This window comes from Winogradskyella ludwigii (genome assembly GCF_013403985.1).
In the GTDB taxonomy this organism is placed as follows: domain Bacteria; phylum Bacteroidota; class Bacteroidia; order Flavobacteriales; family Flavobacteriaceae; genus Winogradskyella; species Winogradskyella ludwigii.
Genome location: NZ_JABFDF010000001.1, coordinates 935,091 through 955,053 on the forward strand (window position 1 = coordinate 935,091; position 19,963 = coordinate 955,053).

Sequence of the window (19,963 nt, forward strand, 5' to 3'; positions counted from 1 at the left end):
ATAAAGACAAATCCTATTCATTAATTTATCTTGGATAAAGTTAAATAGCAGATTTAGTTTTATCTACTCTTAAATTAGTCGTTAGTCTTTAAATTTCAACCGCATTTAAAATAGCACGTATTATATTTTTTTCTGCTCATTTTCTTTTTACTTTTGTTGCTTGTATTTCCTACGCTAGTTGGCGTTAACTTAAAATAGAATTATGTTACAAGTTCCTTTTATTAGAGACAATAAAGAAGACATCATAGCACGTTTAGCTAAACGAAATATTGATGCTACCCAAATGATTAATGATGCCATTGCTTTAGATGAAGATCGAAAAGCACTTCAAACATTATTAGACAACACAAAAGCAGAATCTAACGCTTTATCTAAAGAAATTGGTAACTTATATAAATCTGGAGAAGCTCAAAAAGCGACTATTTTAAAGGAAAAGACAACCCAATTAAAAGAATCTACAAAGAATTATGAGCAAGAGCTTAATGATAAAGTGGAGGCCTTAACAACACTTTTATATAAAATTCCTAACGTTCCTCACGCATCTGTACCAAAAGGAAATTCTGATGCAGATAATGAAGAAATTTTTAACGAAGGAGAGATTCCTACGTTGCATAAAGATGCTCAACCACACTGGGAACTAGCCAAAAAATATGATATCATAGATTTTGAACTAGGCAATAAAATTACTGGTGCTGGTTTTCCTGTTTATAAAGGTAAAGGAGCACGATTACAACGTGCATTAATCGCTTATTTTTTAGATAAAAACACAGCTGCTGGTTATACAGAATACCAATTACCGCATTTAGTTAATGAAGCTTCTTGTTATGGAACAGGACAATTACCAGACAAAGAAGGCCAAATGTATCACGATGCTACAGACGATTTATATTTAATACCTACTGCAGAAGTTCCTGGAACAAATGTTTTTAGAGATGTTTTATTAAATGAAACGGATTTACCTATTGGTATTACAGGTTACACACCATGTTTTAGACGTGAAGCCGGAAGTTATGGAGCACATGTACGTGGCTTAAATAGATTACACCAATTTGATAAAGTTGAAATTATACGAGTAGAGCATCCTGATAATTCTTATAAAGCATTTGAAGGTATGATAGAGCATGTAAAAGATATTTTACGCGAATTGAAATTACCATTTAGAATATTAAAATTATGCGGTGGAGATACTGGTTTTCCTGCGGCATTAACCTACGATTTTGAAGTGTTTTCAACAGCACAAGATCGTTGGTTAGAGATTTCTTCAGTTTCTAATTTTGAAACCTATCAAGCTAATCGTTTAAAATTACGTTTTAAAAATAGTGAAGGTAAAAATGAATTATGCCACACATTAAACGGAAGTTCTTTAGCTTTACCAAGAGTTTTAGCCGGAATTTTAGAAAATTATCAAACAGAAGATGGCATTAAAATTCCAGATGTTTTAATCCCTTACACGAATTTTGATAGCATTTCTTAAAAAAGAAATAACAGGAGTATTTCAGCACAATTGTTAAGGTAATACGTATTTCATCTATTATTTTGGTCTTTCTTCGTTTTTATGATATTTTTTTTAGATATTAGACATTCCAATGTCGTCTAAATTAATTAGATTATTACTGGATTAAAGACAAAATAATTGAATCATATTTTATAAAATATTGATTAATAGCACTTTTATTTTTCTACTAAAATGCCTAAACTAAAGTTTAGGTATTTTTTTTATATTTTTTTTCACAACATCTACCTAAAGCATTTGCTATATTTGAAGTTAACTAGTTTATTTTTTTCTAAAATTTAAATATGCAACAGCGGTTTTTCGTTATCCTTTTAATATTGGCATCCTATTTTGGTTTCTCGCAAAACAGCGAAGACCAAGCAGAAAGCTATTACAAAAAAGGGGAATTTAAAAAAGCACTAATTATATACCAAAACCTTCAAAAAGAAAATCCAACTAGCTATAATTACATTTATAAATTAGTAGATATCCATCAGCAATTAGAACAATATGATGCTTCTGAAAAAATCCTAGTAGAACGCTTAGAGAAAAGACAAAATCCGGCAATGCTAATTGCTCTAGGTTATAATTTTCAACTTAAAGACAGCATAAAAAGAGCAACCACACTCTACGAAGCAGCTATAACTTATGCAGATGAAAAACCTAATTACATCTATACAATTGCTCGGAAATTTGAAGATTATTCACTTTTAGATCAAGCCATTAGAACTTACGAAAAAGGAAAGATTCTAACACCAGATAAAAACTACAATATTCAGCTCGCTCGTATTTACGGAGACCAAGGTAATGTAGAACAAATGTTTGTAAACTACATAGAATATGTAGATGATAAACCTAATTACCTTAACAACATTAAGCGTGCTATCAACGATTTTATATCAGAAAATAGAGACTCAGAAAACAATACCTATTTAAGGCGTTTACTTCTAAAAAAAATACAACAAGAACCCAAAGCTATTTGGTACGAAATGCTCAGTTGGTTGTATGTTCAAGAGAAAGCATATAGCAAATCTTTTGTTCAAGAGAAAGCACTTTACAAACGTAATCCTGAAAGTTTAGATCGTATTTTTGAATTGGCTGAAATAGCACATAAAGATGACGATGACGACGCCGCAAAATTAATTTTCAATTACATCTTAGAAACCACACAAGGACCAACAACAGCCTTAACTGCACATCAGTATATTTTGGAAATGGACACCAAAGATGCAGATGAAAAAACATTACAACAGATTAACGAAACGTACACTAACTTATTTAAGGAATTTGGCTCTTCTTCATTAACCTTATCATTACAATTATCTTACGGAAAATTCTTAGCCTTTAACCAAAAAGATGCAAAAACTGCAACACGCTTTTTAAAGGAGACTTTAAAGCTGAACCTATCCTCATATCAACAAGCCAGAGTAAAATTATTATTAGCAGATATTTTAGTACTTCAAGAAAAGTTTAACGAAGCTTTAATCTTCTATTCTCAAATTCAGGCCAATTTAAAAAATAGTGTTATTGCTCAAGAAGCTAGATTTAAAGTCGCTAAAACCAGTTATTATAAAGGTGATTTTGATTGGGCAGAAGCACAGCTAAAAATTCTAAAATCATCAACGTCTCAATTAATTGCAAACGACGCCTTAGACTTAAAATTATTAATTTCAGATAATAAATACGAGGACAGTTTACAAACCGCCTTAAAGTATTATGCGAAAGCAGATTTATATGCCTTTCAGAATAAAACGGATGATGCTATTTCTCTTTTAGACAAAATTTTAGAAGAACATAAAACTGAAAATATTATTAGTCAAACACTTTTTCAACAAGCCAAACTCTACGAGAAAAAGAAACAGTACACTAAAGCTGAAGCCAATTACCAAGAAATTATAACAAATTACAGCGATGGCATCTTAGCAGACGACGCACATTATTATTTAGCAGAACTTTACAACACACATTTGGCAAAACCAGAACAAGCCAAGGAACTTTACGAAAAAATAATCTTCGAATTTCAGGACAGCATTTACTTCATTGAAGCAAGACGTATGTTTAGGATGCTAAGAGGAGATAGCATTAATTAAGTCTTAGTTTTTACAAAATCCTTTTCTACTTCCTGTAGCGCTTTTTCAACTTTAAGACTTCCCAAAACTTCACAAAGCATTAACATCTAAATTCATATTTTTGCATCAAATTCTTATTACCCAAAAATGATTATATACAACGTTACTCTTAACATAGATAAAAGCATCCACAATGAATGGCTAGTGTGGATTAAAGAACACATTCCACAAGTTTTAGCAACAGGAAAATTTAAAGAAGCCAAGCTTACCAAAGTATTGGTAGAAGATATTGAAACAGATACTTATTCTGTACAATACAGAGCCCATTCTAGAGAAGCTTTAGATTCGTATTACGCAGAGCATGCAGAAGAACTAAGACAAGATGGCTTACAACGGTTTTCAGACAAAATGTTAGCCTTTAGAACGGAGTTAGAGATTGTAGACGAGTATTCTGTTGATTTTAAATAAAAACACCGAGCAAAACAGCAAAATATAGTAATGCTATACGTTGCAACTTTACACCTCTACTATAAAAAACCTCAATTTAGTTACAACTCTGTGTATCTTTGCGTAACTACTAATTTTAAAACACTCCTATATTCGTGGCAAATCAGCATCAAGTAAGAGCAAAAAAACACCTAGGACAACATTTCTTAGAAGACGAAACCATTGCCCAAGACATAGCAGATAGCTTATCTTACAAAGGCTACGACGACGTTTTAGAAATTGGCCCAGGAATGGGAGTGCTTACCAAGTATCTTCTAAAAAAAGATATTACAACACACGTTATTGAAATAGATACAGAATCTGTAGACTATCTAAAAAACAATTACCTTACTCTTGCTGACCGAATTATTGAAAAAGATTTTTTAAAATACGACTTAAACCTTGTTTTTAAAGACAAACCTTACGCTATAATAGGTAATTTTCCATACAATATATCGTCTCAAATTTTATTTAAAACGCTAGAATTAAGACATCAAATTCCAGAATTTTCTGGGATGTTTCAAAAAGAAGTTGCGTTGAGAATTTGTTCAAAAGAAGGTTCTAAAGTTTATGGTATTTTATCTGTACTTACGCAAGCATTTTACGATGCAGAATACCTTTTTACTGTACCACCAACCGTTTTTAATCCACCACCAAGAGTAGATTCTGGAGTTTTGTGTCTTAAACGTAAAGAGAACTTCACATTACCTTGTGATGAAAAACTATTTTTTAGAGTTGTAAAAACAGGCTTTCAACAACGTAGAAAAACATTAAGAAATAGTTTAAAAACCTTTAATCTATCGGATAACTTAAAAGCAAATACTATATTTGGGCAACGCCCAGAACAATTAAGCGTTTCACAATTTATTGAGCTAACGTTGCTAATTCAAAACGATATCAACTAATTTTTACTGTTGTCACACTGAGCACAGTCTAAATGCTTTTTAAGCAAAAAAAAAATCTAGTGGAAGACATTCAAGAAAACATACAATTTCAGCTAACTAATGCGCTTGTAGAAAAGGTAGAAATCCTTGTCGAAGACCAAAACGACAAAGATTTAAAAACCTTACTAAATGAGTATCATCATGCAGATATTGCAGAAATTCTTGACGAACTAGATCTCGATGATGCCGTTTACGTCATTAAACTTCTAGATTCTGAAACCACCTCAGAAATCCTCATGGAACTTGATGAGGATATTAGAGAAAAAGTACTTAAAAACCTATCCTCAAAAGAAATTGCAGAAGAAGTCGAAGAACTCGATACCGATGATGCAGCAGACATGATTTCTGAGCTTCCCGAAGCACGGCAAGCAGAAGTTATTTCTCAAATAGAAGACGAAGAACACCGAGAAGAAATACAAGAACTTTTAGCTTACGATGAAGACACAGCTGGTGGACTCATGGCTAAAGAGTTAGTTAAGGTTTACGAAACTTGGACCGTTGCAGGCTGCTTACGCAGAATTAGAGGTCAAGCAAAAGATGTTACCAGAGTACACTCTGTTTACGTTGTAGATAAGCAAGACAAACTCGTAGGAAGATTATCATTAAAAGACTTAATTACTTCAAAAAGCGATCAAAAAATATCTGATATTGTAAAAGAAAATGTGGATTGGGTCCATGTTAACGATGACGTAGAGGATGTTGCAAAAGTGATGGCTAAATACGATTTAGAAGCCATTCCTGTGGTTAACGACGATCAAACTTTAGTAGGCAGAATTACCATTGATGATATTATAGATGTTATCCGTGAAGAAGCAGATAAAGATTACCAAATGGCTGCAGGTATTTCGCAAGGTGTAGAAGCAGATGATAGTATTCTAAAATTAACCAAAGCACGTTTACCATGGTTGTTTATTGGTATGTTTGGAGGTTTGGGAGCCGCAAGTATTATTGAACAATTCAATGATAATATGGGCAACTTTATTGTACTGCTTAGTTTTGTTCCCTTAATTCAAGCCACAGCTGGAAACGTAGGTGTGCAATCCTCTGCAATTGTCGTTCAAGGTATTGCAAATGGCACTATAGATGGCAACATTCTAAAACGCTTATTTAAAGAATTTTTATTAGGTCTCGTCAATGGAGTGGCCATTTCTTTAGTAGCCATACTTATTACTCATTTTATTTTTGGCACACCATATATTGTATCCATAACTATCAGCATAGCCTTAATTGCAGTGATTGTAATGGCCGCAATAATTGGCACTTTTATTCCCATATTTTTAAACAAAAGAGGTATTGATCCTGCCGTTGCCACAGGGCCATTTATTACCACAAGTAATGATGTTTTTGGCATATTAATTTACTTCTTAATCGCTAAATTAATTTTAGGAATTTAATTTTTTGGGCGTTACCACAAGGGTCGCGTTTTCCGTTACAATCTTTTGTAAAAAAACAAAAGGATTTCCGCTGCAACCGCTAACGCAGTCACCTCTAACTTCATTGCAATAAAGCTAAAGACAAAACTTCTTATTTGTCTTGCTTAACTTGTTTCAGTATCTGATAATACTTAACTTTACTTCAATATTTCATGAAATCTAATAGAATTTAAAAAGTGATACACGCATCCTTTTTTTACTTTAGAAATTGCAGACACTAATTTTTCATAAAAACTAGTCGATCTAAAACTCACAAAAAACACCTGCTTTAGCAGACATTGTTATGAAAATACTACACTTAGACCAAAACCATCCATTACTCTTACAGCAACTTAACGATTTAGGCTATACAAATCACACAGATTTCACATCTTCAAAATCAGAAGTAGAAGCTAAAATTGCAGATTATGATGGTTTCATAATCCGAAGTCGTTTCACCATTGACAAACAATTTTTAGACGCAGCCAAAAACTTAAAATTTATAGGTAGAGTTGGTGCAGGATTAGAAAACATTGATTGCGACTATGCGACAGAAAAAGGCATTTACCTCATTTCTGCGCCAGAAGGTAACAGAAATGCGGTTGGCGAACATGCTCTAGGTATGCTACTTTCGCTTTTTAATAAATTGAATAAAGCAGACAAAGAAGTAAGACAAGGTAAATGGTTACGCGAGGAAAACCGCGGATTAGAGTTAGATGGAAAAACAGTTGGCCTTATTGGTTATGGTAATATGGGAAAAGCATTTGCTAAAAAACTAAGAGGTTTTGATGTCGAAGTTTTATGTTATGATATTAAACCAAATGTTGCAGACGGAAACGCAAAACAAGTTTCGTTAGAAGAGCTACAAACCAAAGCAGATGTCTTAAGTCTTCATATTCCACAAACTGATTTAACTTTAAATATGGTGGATTCTGCATTTATAAATGGATTCAAAAAACCATTTTGGCTCATTAACACGGCTCGTGGGAAAAGTGTTGTTACAAAAGATTTAGTTGAAGCTTTAGAAGCTAAGAAAATTCTAGGAGCTGGATTAGATGTTTTAGAATATGAAAAGGCCTCTTTTGAAAACTTATTCAAACCTTCAAATGATAACGACCATAACGCACTTAAAGAAGTAGAAGTATCAGATAATATGCCAGAAGCATTTCAATATTTAATTAATTCAGAACACGTTTTACTCTCACCACATGTTGCAGGTTGGACTATTGAAAGTAACATAAAACTGTCACAAACCATTGTAGATAAAGTAAAAGCTAAATTTTGCTAACTTACAGTTTTATTAAAAGACCTTAATTATGACATCTCAAGCCACATCACCTGAAGACTATATTGCACAACTTCCTGAAGATAGAAAAGCTGCAATTACAAAATTAAATAATCTTATAATAAAACATATGCCTAAAGGTTTAGAGACAGGAATGGCATATGGAATGCTGGCTTACTATGTACCAAAGTCTATTTACCCAGATGGCTACCATTGTAAACCGTTTCCGCCGTTACCATTTATAAATTTAGCCTCTCAAAAAAACTTTATTGCACTTTACCATTCTGGTATGTATGCAAAAAAAGAATTGTACGATTGGTTTGTAGCAGAATACCCAAAGCATTGCAAATACAAATTAGATATAGGAAAGAGCTGTATTCGGTTTAAAAAAATGGATGATATTCCTTATAATTTAATTGAGCAGTTATTAGGAAAAATGACCGTAAATGAATGGGTTGATATTTATGAAAAAACGATAAAAAAGTAAACTAACAATTCAGGGTTTAGTTATTAAGATCCTGAACTAAATTCAGGATAAATGAAAAAAAGAGTTACAGGTATTGGAGGATTATTCTTTAAAACAAAAGATCCTAAAGCTGCAAAAGATTGGTACAGTAAACACCTTGGTTTTAATACAGACGATTATGGTTCTACGTTTTGGTGGAAAGATAAAGAAGGAAAAGATTGCTCTACACAATGGAGTCCGTTTGCAGAAGATAGTAAACACTTTGAGCCTTCAAAAAAAGAGTTTATGTTTAATTATCGCGTCGAAGATTTAGAGACACTTTTAAAGGTTTTAAAGGATGAAGGTGTAACTATTGTAGGCGACATAGAGACTTACGATTACGGAAAATTTGCTTGGATTCTAGACAATGAAAACAACAAAATTGAATTATGGGAACCTATAGATGCCGCATTTCAATAATGGTATGTGTTTTTTTACTAATTTTATAGCTTCAACTTATTATTAATATTACTAACCAAAAAATAAAAGTACAATGTCAGATGATAATAAAAATTTAGGAGATGATCTTAACGATATGCTAGATGATGCTAAAGATGGAGCAAAAAAAGCAGGCGATAAAATAAGTCAAAAAGCTAGCGAAATTTCAGAAGAGGCTAAAGAAATAGGACGTGAAGCCAAAGAATCTGCTAAAGAATTTTCAGATAGTGCCAAAGAAGCGTTTGATAAAGGTGCTGGTGACAACAAAAAAGTGTTAGTAGGAATATTAGCTATTATTTTAGGTGGCTTAGGTGTACATAAATTTATTTTAGGCTACAATAAAGAAGGTGGTATTTTATTAGGTATTTGGTTGCTAGGAGCTATCTTATCTTGTGTAGGTATTGGTCTTTTAATCATTTGGATTCCTGGAATTATTGGTCTTATTGAAGGTATTATATACCTCACAAAATCTGATGAAGAATTTTACAACACGTACCAAGTTGGTAAAAAACCTTGGTTCTAAGATATTAAATTATTAGAAATAAAAAACCCAGAATTAGCGTTCTGGGTTTTTTATTTATTCTTTTTTAAGCGATAATCTAAAGGCAAAGTATCTCCAACGCGCTGATCTCCCATATCACCAATAAAATAGACTCCTGTAATAGGTGCGTAATTCCCAAAAGTATCTACAAAAAAATCGTTCATTTCTAATTGTAATTCTGTCTGTAATTCTTTGTTGTATAAAATAGAAACTTTCTCTTTTAAAGTCACCTTTTTAAAATCTGAATTATCAAGATCTTCTACCTTAAAATAATTCCATTCTTCTACTACAAAGCCATCATAAAAAATCCTATAATCTTCATCTCTAAGATTTTTATTAAAAAGCGAACGCATAAAATGTTGCACAGAGCCTTTGTATGTTAATTCTCTATTTTTAGTTGTTTTATTTTTATGAACTTTTTCTAAATCTTTATAAAACGTGGTTCCTAAATACATAACTGAGTTTATAGTAAAGCTATAAGTTTTGATATTTATATATCTAAAATTGATTTCAAAATCTTTTAAATCATATAAAATTTCGTATTGCAATGCCTTATTTATAATCTTAAGTGGCACTTTAGAACTGGCATACAAGGCTTTATTATATTGGTCATATTTCAATATTAAATCTTCTTCATTCTCAATTTTACAAGATCTTCCAAACTTAGAGGTTCCCAAGAATTCTTTTCTAAATAATCGTAATTTTTGTCGTCTGGTTAAGCCATCATCATACGTAATATAAACTTCGTCTAAAGCCGCATCAGCTTCAACAAGTTCTATTACAATATTGTTTTGGTTTCTATAATCAGAAACGAAGGCTTTCTCATAACCTAGGTAAGAAATAACTAACGTCGATTGAACTCCGTCTGTAAATGAAATAGAAAATTCACCATTGTTATTTGTAGTGGTGCCAATGGTTGTGTTATCAAAATAAACTGCAACCGTTTCTATGGGTTGTTGGGTTATTTTATCTACAACTCGTCCTGTAAAAGTTTGCGAAACACAGAACAAAGGCAGAAGAAGTAAAATTATACTCGTCTTATTTATCATCATGGTTATCCATGAATTTTCGCTCTAATTCTGCTTGAAATTCTTCCATAACAGGTCTAACCGTACTTTCTGGTAAATCCGCGATTTTTATATACATTAAACCATCAACGGCATTATTAAATAATGGATCGACGTTAAATGCTACAAGTCTGGCATTTTGCTTAATATACTTTTTTAGTAAAACAGGAAGACGTAAAGCTCCGGGTTCTACTTCATCTATAATCTTGTCAAATTTATTTAAATCGGCTTCAGTAGCATCAAACACAAAGTCTTTATCTGCATCCTGTAGTTTTACCTTAAATTCTTTTTTAGGATGAACATATTGTGCCACGTATGGATCGTAATAATGTGATTTCATAAACTCAATCATCAAACTTTTAGAGAAGTTAGAAAACTGATTACTTATACTTACACCTCCAATTAAATATTTATGCTCCGGAAAACGTAATGTGGTATGCACAATACCTTTCCAAAGTAAAAACAATGGCATAGGTTTTTGTTGGTATTCTTTAATGATAAACGCACGACCCATTTCTATAGATTGGCTCATCATTTTATACAGTTCAGGCTCAAAACGAAATAAATCTTGCAAATAAAATCCGTCTATACCATAGCGCTCAAAAATCTGAGAACCAATACCCATTCTGTACGCGCCTGCCATGACTTTTTTCTCATTATCCCATAAGAACATGTGGTGGTAATACGTATCAAACGTATCTAAGTCAATAGCTTCATTGGTACCTTCTCCTATTTCTCTGAAGGTAATCTCTCTAAGCCTTCCTATTTCTCTTAATAAATTAGGAATCTCTTTTGCTGAAGCTAAAAATACTTCATAATTTTTACTTTCTAAAAGCCTACTATCACCTTCTCTAAGCTTATCTACCTCTGCAATCATAACCTCTGGAGCGATTGGAGTTACAATTCGTTTTGGTGGTTTTGGTGGTTTTAATTGTGATTGTAAATTATCTAAAATCTTAGGTTTATCTTCAAACGTTTTAGATAACATATAGGTTTTTCGTCTTAAAAAATCTGTAAATTCAGAAAGACTTTGGTGTTCTTTTTGATCCTTAACCGAAATTGGTTTACCGACTCTCACTTTAATAACACGACGTTTTTGCGATAATACTTCTGACGGTAATTTTGCCGTTCTTAGCGTATCACTTAACTTAGAAAGTCTGTAAAATAAACGACTATTTTTTGCATGAAAATAAATAGGAACTACAGGAACTTGTGCTTTCTGTATCAGTTTCATCGCTGATGCTTCCCATTCTTTATCTACCACTAATTTCCCATCTCTATACGTAGACACTTCACCTGCAGGAAAAACACCTAACGGATGACCTGCTCTTAAATGTAAAATTGCATTTTTAAATCCAGCGATACTACTTTTAACATCCTTACGATCTTCAAAAGGGTTAACAGGCATTATGTATGGCTTTAACGGCTCTATACGATGAAGCAGAAAATTCGCAATGATTTTAAAATCACTACGTTGTTCTACCATTAATTTCAATAATAAAATACCATCAATTCCACCTAATGGATGGTTAGAAATGGTAATATAAGGTCCCTCTTTAGGGAGACGTTTCATGTCTTCTTCAGGTATTTCAAATTTAATCTGAAATTCATCTAAAATGGCATCAAGAAAATCAACATCACTAAGATGCTTATTACGCAAGTAAAATTTATTGATGGTAGAGATTTTAAGAACCTTCATCAAAATCCAACCAAAAAACGTACCTAAGAAACCATACTTATCAGCATGGATTGCCTTAGCAACTTCCTTTGGGGTTACTAAACCTGTATCAGACGATTTCCTCATAAAGCAAATGTAGTAAAGTTTATTTAGTTACAATCTGAACTGTACCTTGTGTTAACTGTTTCAATAATAATTCTTTATCCTTTTCAAGTTCTTGTATAGCAGCATCATTATAATGCCTAATTGTATACAAGCTTACATTTTGGTGACAGGTTACATTAAATTTTGCTTTTAAGTGCTGTAATAATTTCTCTAAATTATCAAATAGGTTATCAATACATACAGAAAAACTAATCGCTGAATTCTGAATAACATCGACCTTCATTTTATACAAATGTAATAGACTAAATATTTCACTAATGTTATCTTCCATGATGTATGAAAAATCTAAGGATGATAATGAAATTAAGGTTTGATTTTTCTTTACGATAAAACATGGAATTTCTGGCACTAAAGCCTCTCCTTTACTTACACACGTACCATCATTTTCAGGATTTAAAAACGATTTTACATATAAAGGAATTTCCTTTTGTTGTAATGGCTGAAGTGTTTTAGGGTGAATTACAGACGCACCATAAAACGCTAATTCTATAGCTTCTCTATAAGAAATTTGATGTAGTAGCTGTGCGTTTTCAAAATAACGAGGATCTGCATTTAATACTCCTGGTACATCTTTCCAAATGGTAACACTTTGTGCATTTAAGCAATAGGCGAAAATTGCTGCTGTATAATCACTTCCTTCTCTTCCTAAAGTCGTCGTGAAATTATTGGCATCACTCCCTAAAAATCCTTGAGTAATATTTAAAATATTGGTATCTAAGTTAGACGACATATTTTCTTGTGTGGTTTCCCAATTCACATTAGATCGTCTGTAGTAATTATCCGTTTTTATAAATTCTCTAACATCAATCCAATTATTTTTCATGCCAATTTCATTAAGATAATGGCTGATAATTGTAGTAGAAATTAATTCTCCAAAACCAATAGTCTGATCATAAACGTAATTATAATCTGGTGACTTATTACTTTTAAAAAATGCATTTAACTCATCAAAAAGTGCTTTTACATCTGTAAATACTTGATGTTGATTATTCTCAAACAAGTCTGTTAAGATATCGTTATGACATTTAATAACTTCGTGAATAGCATTTTGCAATTCGGCTTTATTTTCAAAATAATTTTTAATCACCAATTCCATTCTATTCGTTGTCTTTCCCATTGCAGAAACGACAACCAAAGTATTATTATAACCTGTTGTTTTTAAAACCTTTGCTAGGTTTTTAACACCATCTGCATCTTTTACAGATGCTCCACCAAATTTATAAATTCGCATTATATAGCTTTTAAATAATTTTCAATTCCTTTTTCGTCTAATTGCACAACGTCCCAATCTCGCATAACATTGGCTCCTTTGCTTTCGTAGAACTTTATCGCTGGATCGTTCCAGTCTATAACCTCCCAACTAACACGTTTTACACCTAACTGCTTGGCATGTTTAACTACTGAATTTAACAACAATGTTCCTAGACCTTTGCCTCTACATTTCTCACTTACAATGAGATCTTCTAAATGTAAAACCTCTCCTTTCCATGTAGAATATCTAGGATAAACTAAAGCAATACCCTCAATACTATTGTTAACTTCTAAAACAAAACAAGTAAATTTTGGATTTTCACCAAAACCATCTCTTTCCAAATCAAGAACGTTTACTTCTACAGCATCTGTTTCTTTTTCAAAAGTCGCTAACTCTTGAATGAGTTCTAAAACTCTTGACATATCTTGTTTAACGGCTAATCGTGGTTGATTCATTGTGTAATTTTAAAAAGGATATCAAAGATAATCTAAACTCACTTTATATAACAATTATTTTAGTCTACGAAAACGTTATAGTTTGTTAAAAAAAGCGATATTTGTGTGCTAATAATCAATAATTCAGTTTCATGTCTAAAAGAAATCAAACCTTAGGGGAATTTATAATTGAAAATCAAACCTCTTTTAAATACTCATCTGGGGAACTTTCCAGACTTATTAACTCTATTCGTTTAGCTGCTAAAGTGGTTAATCACGAAGTAAATAAAGCCGGCTTGGTTGATATTATTGGTGCTGCTGGAGATACCAACATCCAAGGTGAAGACCAGCAAAAATTAGACGTTTATGCTAATGATAAATTCATTCAAACTTTAACGAAACGGAATATTGTTTGCGGTATTGCTAGTGAAGAGGAAGATGATTTTATTACAATTAATAGCCAAGATGAAAATCATCAGAATAAATATGTGGTTTTAATTGACCCTTTAGATGGCTCTTCTAACATTGATGTTAATGTTTCTGTGGGAACCATTTTTTCAATCTATAGACGTGTTACTCCATTAGGAACACCTGTTACTTTAGAAGATTTTCTTCAGAAAGGTAGTGCTCAAGTTGCTGCAGGTTATGTGGTTTACGGAACCTCTACAATGTTAGTTTACACTACAGGACACGGAGTTAATGGTTTCACATTAAACCCTGCAATTGGATCTTATTATTTATCGCATCCAGATATGCAATTTCCTGAAGATGGAAATATCTATTCTGTAAATGAGGGTAACTATTCTGATTTCCCAACAGGTATCAAAAAATATATTAAATACTGCCAAGAAGACGAAGGTGAAAGACCATATACAAGCAGATACATAGGATCTTTAGTTTCTGATTTTCATAGAAATATGATAAAAGGTGGAATTTACATGTATCCAAAAAGTACTAAAAACCCAAAAGGTAAATTGCGCTTACTTTATGAGTGTAATCCTATGGCTTTTATTGCAGAACAAGCTAACGGAAAAGCTAGTGATGGTTTTACACGAATTATGGATATAGAGCCAACAGAACTTCATGAGCGCGTACCATTTATATGTGGTAGTAAAAACATGGTAGACAAAGCTGAAGAATTTATGCGTAACAATAAGGAATAAGATATACAATAGCATTTGTAATTAAAAAAGCAACCTAAAATTTAGGTTGCTTTTTTAATTTATAGAAATGTAATACACTAAGTATTATCTATTCATATTTTTCATTTCTTCAACAAAAGTATCAGCATCTAATTTGTCATAAGCTAAAGCCAAAGCCTTATCTGCAATGTACTTAACATTTTGAGCATGAAACCCTAAACCAACACATAGCTTCTCTAGTAACCAATGCTGATTTGGCCCTTCGATATCATCTGCCCAAACCATTCGTGCTAAATCATACAAACGTTCTAAACGCTCATCATAAGAATGAGGAGCATTAATTGGATGACTTTTATAATCCCCTAAAATTGTTTCATAATCGAGCTCCGAAATACTTAATCTTGTAGCTAAACGATCTAAAAAGGCTTTTTCGTTGTCGGAAATAACACCATCACTCATTGCAACTCTTACAATCGCAGCAAAATGGTCTTCATTACGTTTTTTAAATCCGCTATCGAATAAATCTGAAAATGACATATATGTTTTATTTTAGTATCTAATTATTAATTCGGACAAATATAATTCTATTCAAAGAATTATCATCCACTCAATTAAACTTTTTGAATTTCAGGGAACATTAAATATTGCACACGTTAAACTCATTTTCACCATACTTTTACCGTTTTGGACGTATTAAAATAACAAAAGCCTACTAAAAAACACTATTTCTTTTATAATTAGAAAAAGTTTAAATAAGTAGAACAATGAACACTTCAAAACTTTTATATTTGTACTTCCAAACAAAGAAACTTGAGTAAAGTATCTATTGCCCAAACATTCGCACAGACTTTGCAATTGCAAAATCTAAAAACTGCTATTGCCCAAAGTGAACTTTTAGACTCCTCTCAAGGCAAATCTAAAACACATTTAAAAGGTTTAATAGGATCTTCTTTTTCAATTTCTGTTGCCGAAGCTTTTAAAACCGCAGATCAACCATTTTTACTCATTTTTGATGATAAAGAAGAAGCTGCCTATTATCTCAACGATTTAGAACAACTCATCAATAATAAAGATGTATTATTCTATCCTGGAAGTTACAGAAGACCTTATCAAATTGAAGAAACCAATAATGCCAACGTACTCTTACGTGCCGAAGTTTTAAACCGAATTAATTCGCGTAAAAAACCATGTATTATTGTCACCTATCCTGATGCACTTTTTGAAAAGGTAGTCACTAAAAAGGAACTCGAAAAGAATACTTTAAAGATTTCAGTTGGCAACGATTTAAGTATCGATTTTGTTAACGAAGTTTTATTTGAGTACAAATTTAAACGTGTAGACTTTGTTACAGAACCAGGAGATTTTTCAGTTAGAGGTGGTATTGTAGATGTGTTTTCGTTTTCGCATGATGAACCTTACAGAATAGAGTTTTTTGGGGATGAAGTAGATAGTATTAGAACGTTTGATGTAGAGACACAACTCTCTACTGAGCGCATTAAAAAAGTGAGTATTATTCCAAATGTAGCCAACAAACTTATTGCAGAAGAGCGTGAAAGTTTTTTAAAATACATTTCTAATAAAACGGTTATTTTCTCTAAAAATGCCGCTTTAATATTTTCAAGAATTGATGATTTTTATAATAAAGCAGAAGACGCTTTTAAAAATCTAACTAGTGAAGTAAAACAGGCTTCACCAAATCAATTATTCTGTAATTCAGATTTATTAAAGCGTCAATTCTTAGACTATTGTTTAGTGGAGTTTGGTACTGAAGCCCAATTTGCAAAACAGCTTATTGCTTTTAATACCAAACCTCAGCCTGCATTTAATAAACAATTCAATTTATTAATTGAAGATTTAAATGAAAATCACGCTAATGGCATTACTAATTTCATTGCTTGCGTTAGCGAACAACAAGCCAAACGTTTTCATGATATTTTTGATGATGCTGAACAAACTGTACATTATAAAACGGTAGTACTTTCGCTCTATCAAGGTTTTATAGCGCCAGACCTAAATATTGCTATTTATACAGATCATCAAATTTTTGATCGTTACCATAAATTTCAACTTAAAAATGGCTACGCCAAAAAGCAAGCTATTACTTTAAAAGAATTGACAAATCTTGAAATTGGAGATTATGTAACACACATAGATCATGGAATTGGAAAGTTTGGTGGACTTCAAAAAATTGATGTCGAAGGCAAAAAACAAGAGGCTATAAAATTGGTTTATGGTGAGCGTGATATTTTATATTTAAGCATTCACTCTTTACATAAAATCACAAAATTTAATGGTAAAGATGGTAAGCCACCAACAGTTTATAAATTAGGTAGTAAAGCTTGGAAAGTTTTAAAACAAAAAACCAAGTCTAGAGTTAAGGAAATTGCTTTCAATCTTATAAAGCTATACGCTAAACGAAAATTAAAAAAAGGATTTCAATACGCGCCAGATAGCCATATGCAATTAGAGTTAGAGGCTTCTTTTATTTATGAAGATACGCCTGACCAAATAACCTCAACGGCAGATATTAAAGCAGATATGGAAAGTGAGCGACCAATGGATCGTTTAATTTGTGGTGATGTTGGTTTTGGAAAGACAGAAGTTGCCATAAGAGCAGCTTTTAAAGCGGTAGATAACGGAAAGCAAGTTGCTGTTTTAGTACCAACAACCATATTAGCTTATCAGCATTCTAGAACTTTTAAAGAACGATTAAAAGATTTTCCGGTGACTGTAGATTACGTGAATCGTTTTAGAACAGCTAAAGAAAAACGTGAAACTTTAGAAGGTTTAGAAAAAGGAAATATTGATATTATTATTGGCACACACCAATTAGCGAGTAAAAACGTAAAATTTAAAGATTTAGGTTTACTCATTGTAGATGAAGAACAAAAATTTGGAGTTTCGGTAAAAGAAAAGCTAAAAACAATAAAAGAAAACGTTGATGTACTGACGTTAACAGCGACACCAATTCCAAGAACATTGCAGTTTAGTTTAATGGCTGCCCGAGATTTATCGGTAATTAATACAGCTCCACCAAACAGATATCCTATAGAAAGTAATGTTATTAGATTTGGAGAAGAAACCATAAGAGATGCGGTGAGTTATGAAATTCAACGTGGAGGTCAGGTTTATTTTATTCATAATAGAATCGAGAATATTAAGGAGGTTGCAGGAATGATTCAACGTTTAGTGCCTGATGCTAAAATTGGTATTGGACATGGACAACTCGATGGTAAAAAATTAGAGAATTTAATGCTTGCTTTTATGGATGGTGAGTTTGATGTTTTAGTAGCAACTACTATTGTAGAAAGTGGTTTAGACGTCCCAAATGCCAACACCATTTTTATTAATAATGCTAATAATTTTGGATTGAGTGATTTACACCAAATGCGAGGTCGTGTTGGTCGAAGTAACAAAAAAGCCTTCTGTTACTTTATTACTCCAGAATATTCTGCAATGACCAATGATGCCAGAAAACGAATTTCAGCATTAGAACAATTTACAGAGCTTGGTAGCGGATTTAATATTGCTATGAAAGATTTAGAGATTCGTGGTGCAGGAGATTTATTAGGTGGCGAACAAAGTGGATTTATTAGCGATATTGGCTTTGACACCTATCAAAAAATATTAAATGAAGCCATTGAAGAATTAAAGGAAACTGAGTTTTCAGATTTATATAAAGATGATGGCAAACCTAAAAACTATGTAAAGGATATCACCATTGACACGGATTTTGAATTATTATTCCCAGACGATTACATTAATAATATTACGGAACGTTTAAATCTTTACACCAAACTTAACGAGATTAAAACTGAAGAAGAACTCGCTAAATTTGAAACGGAAATTATTGACCGTTTTGGAGAATTACCAACACAAGTAGCAGACTTATTAGATAGTGTACGTCTTAAATGGATTGCGACTAAAATGGGTATTGAAAAACTGATTATGAAACAAGGTAAGATGATTGGTTATTTTGTACAGGATCAGCAAAGTGGATTTTATCAAAGTGAAGCCTTTACTAACGTGCTAAAATTTGTACAAATGAATGCTAGTAAATGTAAAATGAAAGAAAAGCAAACCCGAAAAGGGCTTCGTTTATTGGTTACTTTCGATAAAATAAAAACAACAAAACAAGCACTCTCTGCTTTATCTGATATATAATGAGCGAAAAAAGCCATTTTAATAATTTATTACTGCTTACCATAGCAACATTATTTATTAGTACCTCTGGTACGTTAGGCAAATTTATAGATATGCCAACACCTGTTGTTATTTGGTGGCGCTCTATTTTATCCGTTTTTTTTCTGTTAATCTTCTGCTTATATAAAGGCATTAACTTGAAAATTAAAAACAATAAAGACCGTTGGACATTTTTTGTGGCAGCATTATTTATGGGAGGTCATTGGATTTTTTATTTCTATGCTCTAAAACTCTCTAATGTTGCTATTGGAATGCTGTCGCTGTTTACATTTCCTGTTTTAATAGCGTTTTTGGAACCCTTATTTGCTAAGACTAAATTTGACCCCATACATATTCTATTAGGAGCTATGGTGCTTTTAGGGATTTATATTTTGGCTCCGGAATTTAATATAGAAAGCAGTCAATTACAAGGACTTCTATTTGGTCTACTATCGGCTTTGTGTTATGCCGTAAGGATTCTTATTCTAAAAAGCCACACTACCAATTATAATAGTACCATGCTTATGTTTTACCAAGTATTAGTGCTATCGGTAGTTTTGGCACCTACGTTATATTTCATGGGAACCTCATCTATTACCACACAATATCCTTATGTTTTAATACTCGCTTTAGTGACTACAACTCTTGGACACACTATGTTTGTAAATAGTCTAAAGCATTTTAAAGCGAGTACAGCCAGTATTATTGGAAGCTCTCAACCTATTTTCGGAATTATTATGGCTTACTTTTTCTTGAATGAAATACCAACAAAACATACCTTTGTTGGAGGTGCTTTAATATTAGCCACAGTTATTGTTGAGAGTGTGAGGTCTAAAAAGACATTGAATGATTAATATGGCTTAATTTTTGA

General features: G+C 32.2%; 17 protein-coding genes. 12 read left to right on the forward strand and 5 right to left on the reverse strand.

Features of this window, described 5'->3' with window-relative positions; translation table 11 throughout:
• Positions 1 to 202: 202 nt before the first annotated feature.
• From serS to HM981_RS03975, 9 genes are all read left to right on the forward strand, one after another.
• Positions 203 to 1,474: a serine--tRNA ligase gene (gene serS, locus HM981_RS03935; RefSeq protein WP_179337271.1), complete on the forward strand. Its 1,272-nt coding sequence runs from the start codon at positions 203 to 205 to the stop codon at positions 1,472 to 1,474.
• Positions 1,475 to 1,797: 323 nt separating this feature from the next.
• On the forward strand, positions 1,798 to 3,582 hold the full coding sequence (locus HM981_RS03940) for a tetratricopeptide repeat protein (protein WP_179337272.1): 1,785 nt from the start codon (positions 1,798 to 1,800) through the stop codon (positions 3,580 to 3,582).
• A gap of 126 nt (positions 3,583 to 3,708) precedes the next feature.
• The gene (locus HM981_RS03945) at positions 3,709 to 4,029 is read left to right on the forward strand and encodes a DUF4286 family protein (protein ID WP_179337273.1); all 321 of its coding nucleotides are present in this window, start codon (positions 3,709 to 3,711) and stop codon (positions 4,027 to 4,029) included.
• A 134-nt stretch (positions 4,030 to 4,163) separates the two neighbouring features.
• Positions 4,164 to 4,952, forward strand: a complete 789-nt coding sequence (gene rsmA, locus HM981_RS03950) for a 16S rRNA (adenine(1518)-N(6)/adenine(1519)-N(6))-dimethyltransferase RsmA (RefSeq protein WP_179337274.1) — start codon at positions 4,164 to 4,166, stop codon at positions 4,950 to 4,952.
• 32 nt (positions 4,953 to 4,984) lie between these two features.
• On the forward strand, positions 4,985 to 6,385 hold the full coding sequence (gene mgtE / locus HM981_RS03955; protein WP_179337275.1) for a magnesium transporter: 1,401 nt from the start codon (positions 4,985 to 4,987) through the stop codon (positions 6,383 to 6,385).
• Positions 6,386 to 6,707: 322 nt separating this feature from the next.
• The gene (locus HM981_RS03960) at positions 6,708 to 7,691 is read left to right on the forward strand and encodes a 2-hydroxyacid dehydrogenase (RefSeq protein WP_179337276.1); all 984 of its coding nucleotides are present in this window, start codon (positions 6,708 to 6,710) and stop codon (positions 7,689 to 7,691) included.
• Positions 7,692 to 7,719: 28 nt separating this feature from the next.
• Positions 7,720 to 8,175 carry a DUF1801 domain-containing protein gene (locus HM981_RS03965; protein WP_179337277.1) on the forward strand — a complete coding sequence of 152 codons (456 nt, stop codon included), beginning with the start codon at positions 7,720 to 7,722 and terminating at the stop codon, positions 8,173 to 8,175.
• A gap of 51 nt (positions 8,176 to 8,226) precedes the next feature.
• Entirely contained in the window at positions 8,227 to 8,613 is a 387-nt protein-coding gene (locus HM981_RS03970; protein ID WP_179337278.1) for a VOC family protein, read from the forward strand.
• A gap of 73 nt (positions 8,614 to 8,686) precedes the next feature.
• On the forward strand, positions 8,687 to 9,154 hold the full coding sequence (locus HM981_RS03975) for a hypothetical protein (RefSeq protein WP_179337279.1): 468 nt from the start codon (positions 8,687 to 8,689) through the stop codon (positions 9,152 to 9,154).
• Between the two features lie 50 nt (positions 9,155 to 9,204).
• On the opposite strand, the gene HM981_RS03980 is transcribed toward HM981_RS03975, so the two are convergent.
• The 4 genes from HM981_RS03980 to HM981_RS03995 are packed head-to-tail and all read right to left on the reverse strand — an operon-like array spanning position 9,205 to position 13,789.
• Positions 9,205 to 10,224, reverse strand: a complete 1,020-nt coding sequence (locus HM981_RS03980) for a carboxypeptidase-like regulatory domain-containing protein (RefSeq protein WP_179337280.1) — start codon at positions 10,222 to 10,224, stop codon at positions 9,205 to 9,207.
• Positions 10,211 to 12,043 carry a GNAT family N-acyltransferase gene (locus HM981_RS03985; RefSeq protein WP_179337281.1) on the reverse strand — a complete coding sequence of 611 codons (1,833 nt, stop codon included), beginning with the start codon at positions 12,041 to 12,043 and terminating at the stop codon, positions 10,211 to 10,213. The genes HM981_RS03980 and HM981_RS03985 overlap by 14 nt, the downstream gene beginning before the upstream one ends.
• Positions 12,044 to 12,062: 19 nt before the next feature.
• The gene (locus HM981_RS03990) at positions 12,063 to 13,313 is read right to left on the reverse strand and encodes an aspartate kinase (RefSeq protein ID WP_179337282.1); all 1,251 of its coding nucleotides are present in this window, start codon (positions 13,311 to 13,313) and stop codon (positions 12,063 to 12,065) included.
• The gene (locus tag HM981_RS03995; RefSeq protein WP_179337283.1) at positions 13,313 to 13,789 is read right to left on the reverse strand and encodes a GNAT family N-acetyltransferase; all 477 of its coding nucleotides are present in this window, start codon (positions 13,787 to 13,789) and stop codon (positions 13,313 to 13,315) included. Before HM981_RS03995 ends, HM981_RS03990 begins: the two co-directional genes overlap by 1 nt.
• Before the next feature lie 131 nt (positions 13,790 to 13,920).
• Between HM981_RS03995 and fbp the strand changes: the two genes are divergently transcribed.
• The gene (fbp, locus tag HM981_RS04000) at positions 13,921 to 14,931 is read left to right on the forward strand and encodes a class 1 fructose-bisphosphatase (protein WP_179337284.1); all 1,011 of its coding nucleotides are present in this window, start codon (positions 13,921 to 13,923) and stop codon (positions 14,929 to 14,931) included.
• A gap of 84 nt (positions 14,932 to 15,015) precedes the next feature.
• Here fbp and HM981_RS04005 read toward each other — a convergent pair whose 3' ends face one another.
• A complete protein-coding gene (locus HM981_RS04005) occupies positions 15,016 to 15,447 on the reverse strand; it encodes a tellurite resistance TerB family protein (RefSeq protein ID WP_179337285.1) in 432 nt (143 codons plus the stop codon).
• A gap of 273 nt (positions 15,448 to 15,720) precedes the next feature.
• Between HM981_RS04005 and mfd the strand changes: the two genes are divergently transcribed.
• Both mfd and HM981_RS04015 read left to right on the forward strand, forming a co-directional pair.
• Complete coding sequence (mfd, locus tag HM981_RS04010; protein ID WP_179337286.1) at positions 15,721 to 19,074, forward strand: transcription-repair coupling factor; 3,354 nt, start codon at positions 15,721 to 15,723, stop codon at positions 19,072 to 19,074.
• Positions 19,074 to 19,946: a DMT family transporter gene (locus HM981_RS04015; RefSeq protein WP_179337287.1), complete on the forward strand. Its 873-nt coding sequence runs from the start codon at positions 19,074 to 19,076 to the stop codon at positions 19,944 to 19,946. The genes mfd and HM981_RS04015 overlap by 1 nt, the downstream gene beginning before the upstream one ends.
• Positions 19,947 to 19,963: the final 17 nt, after the last annotated feature.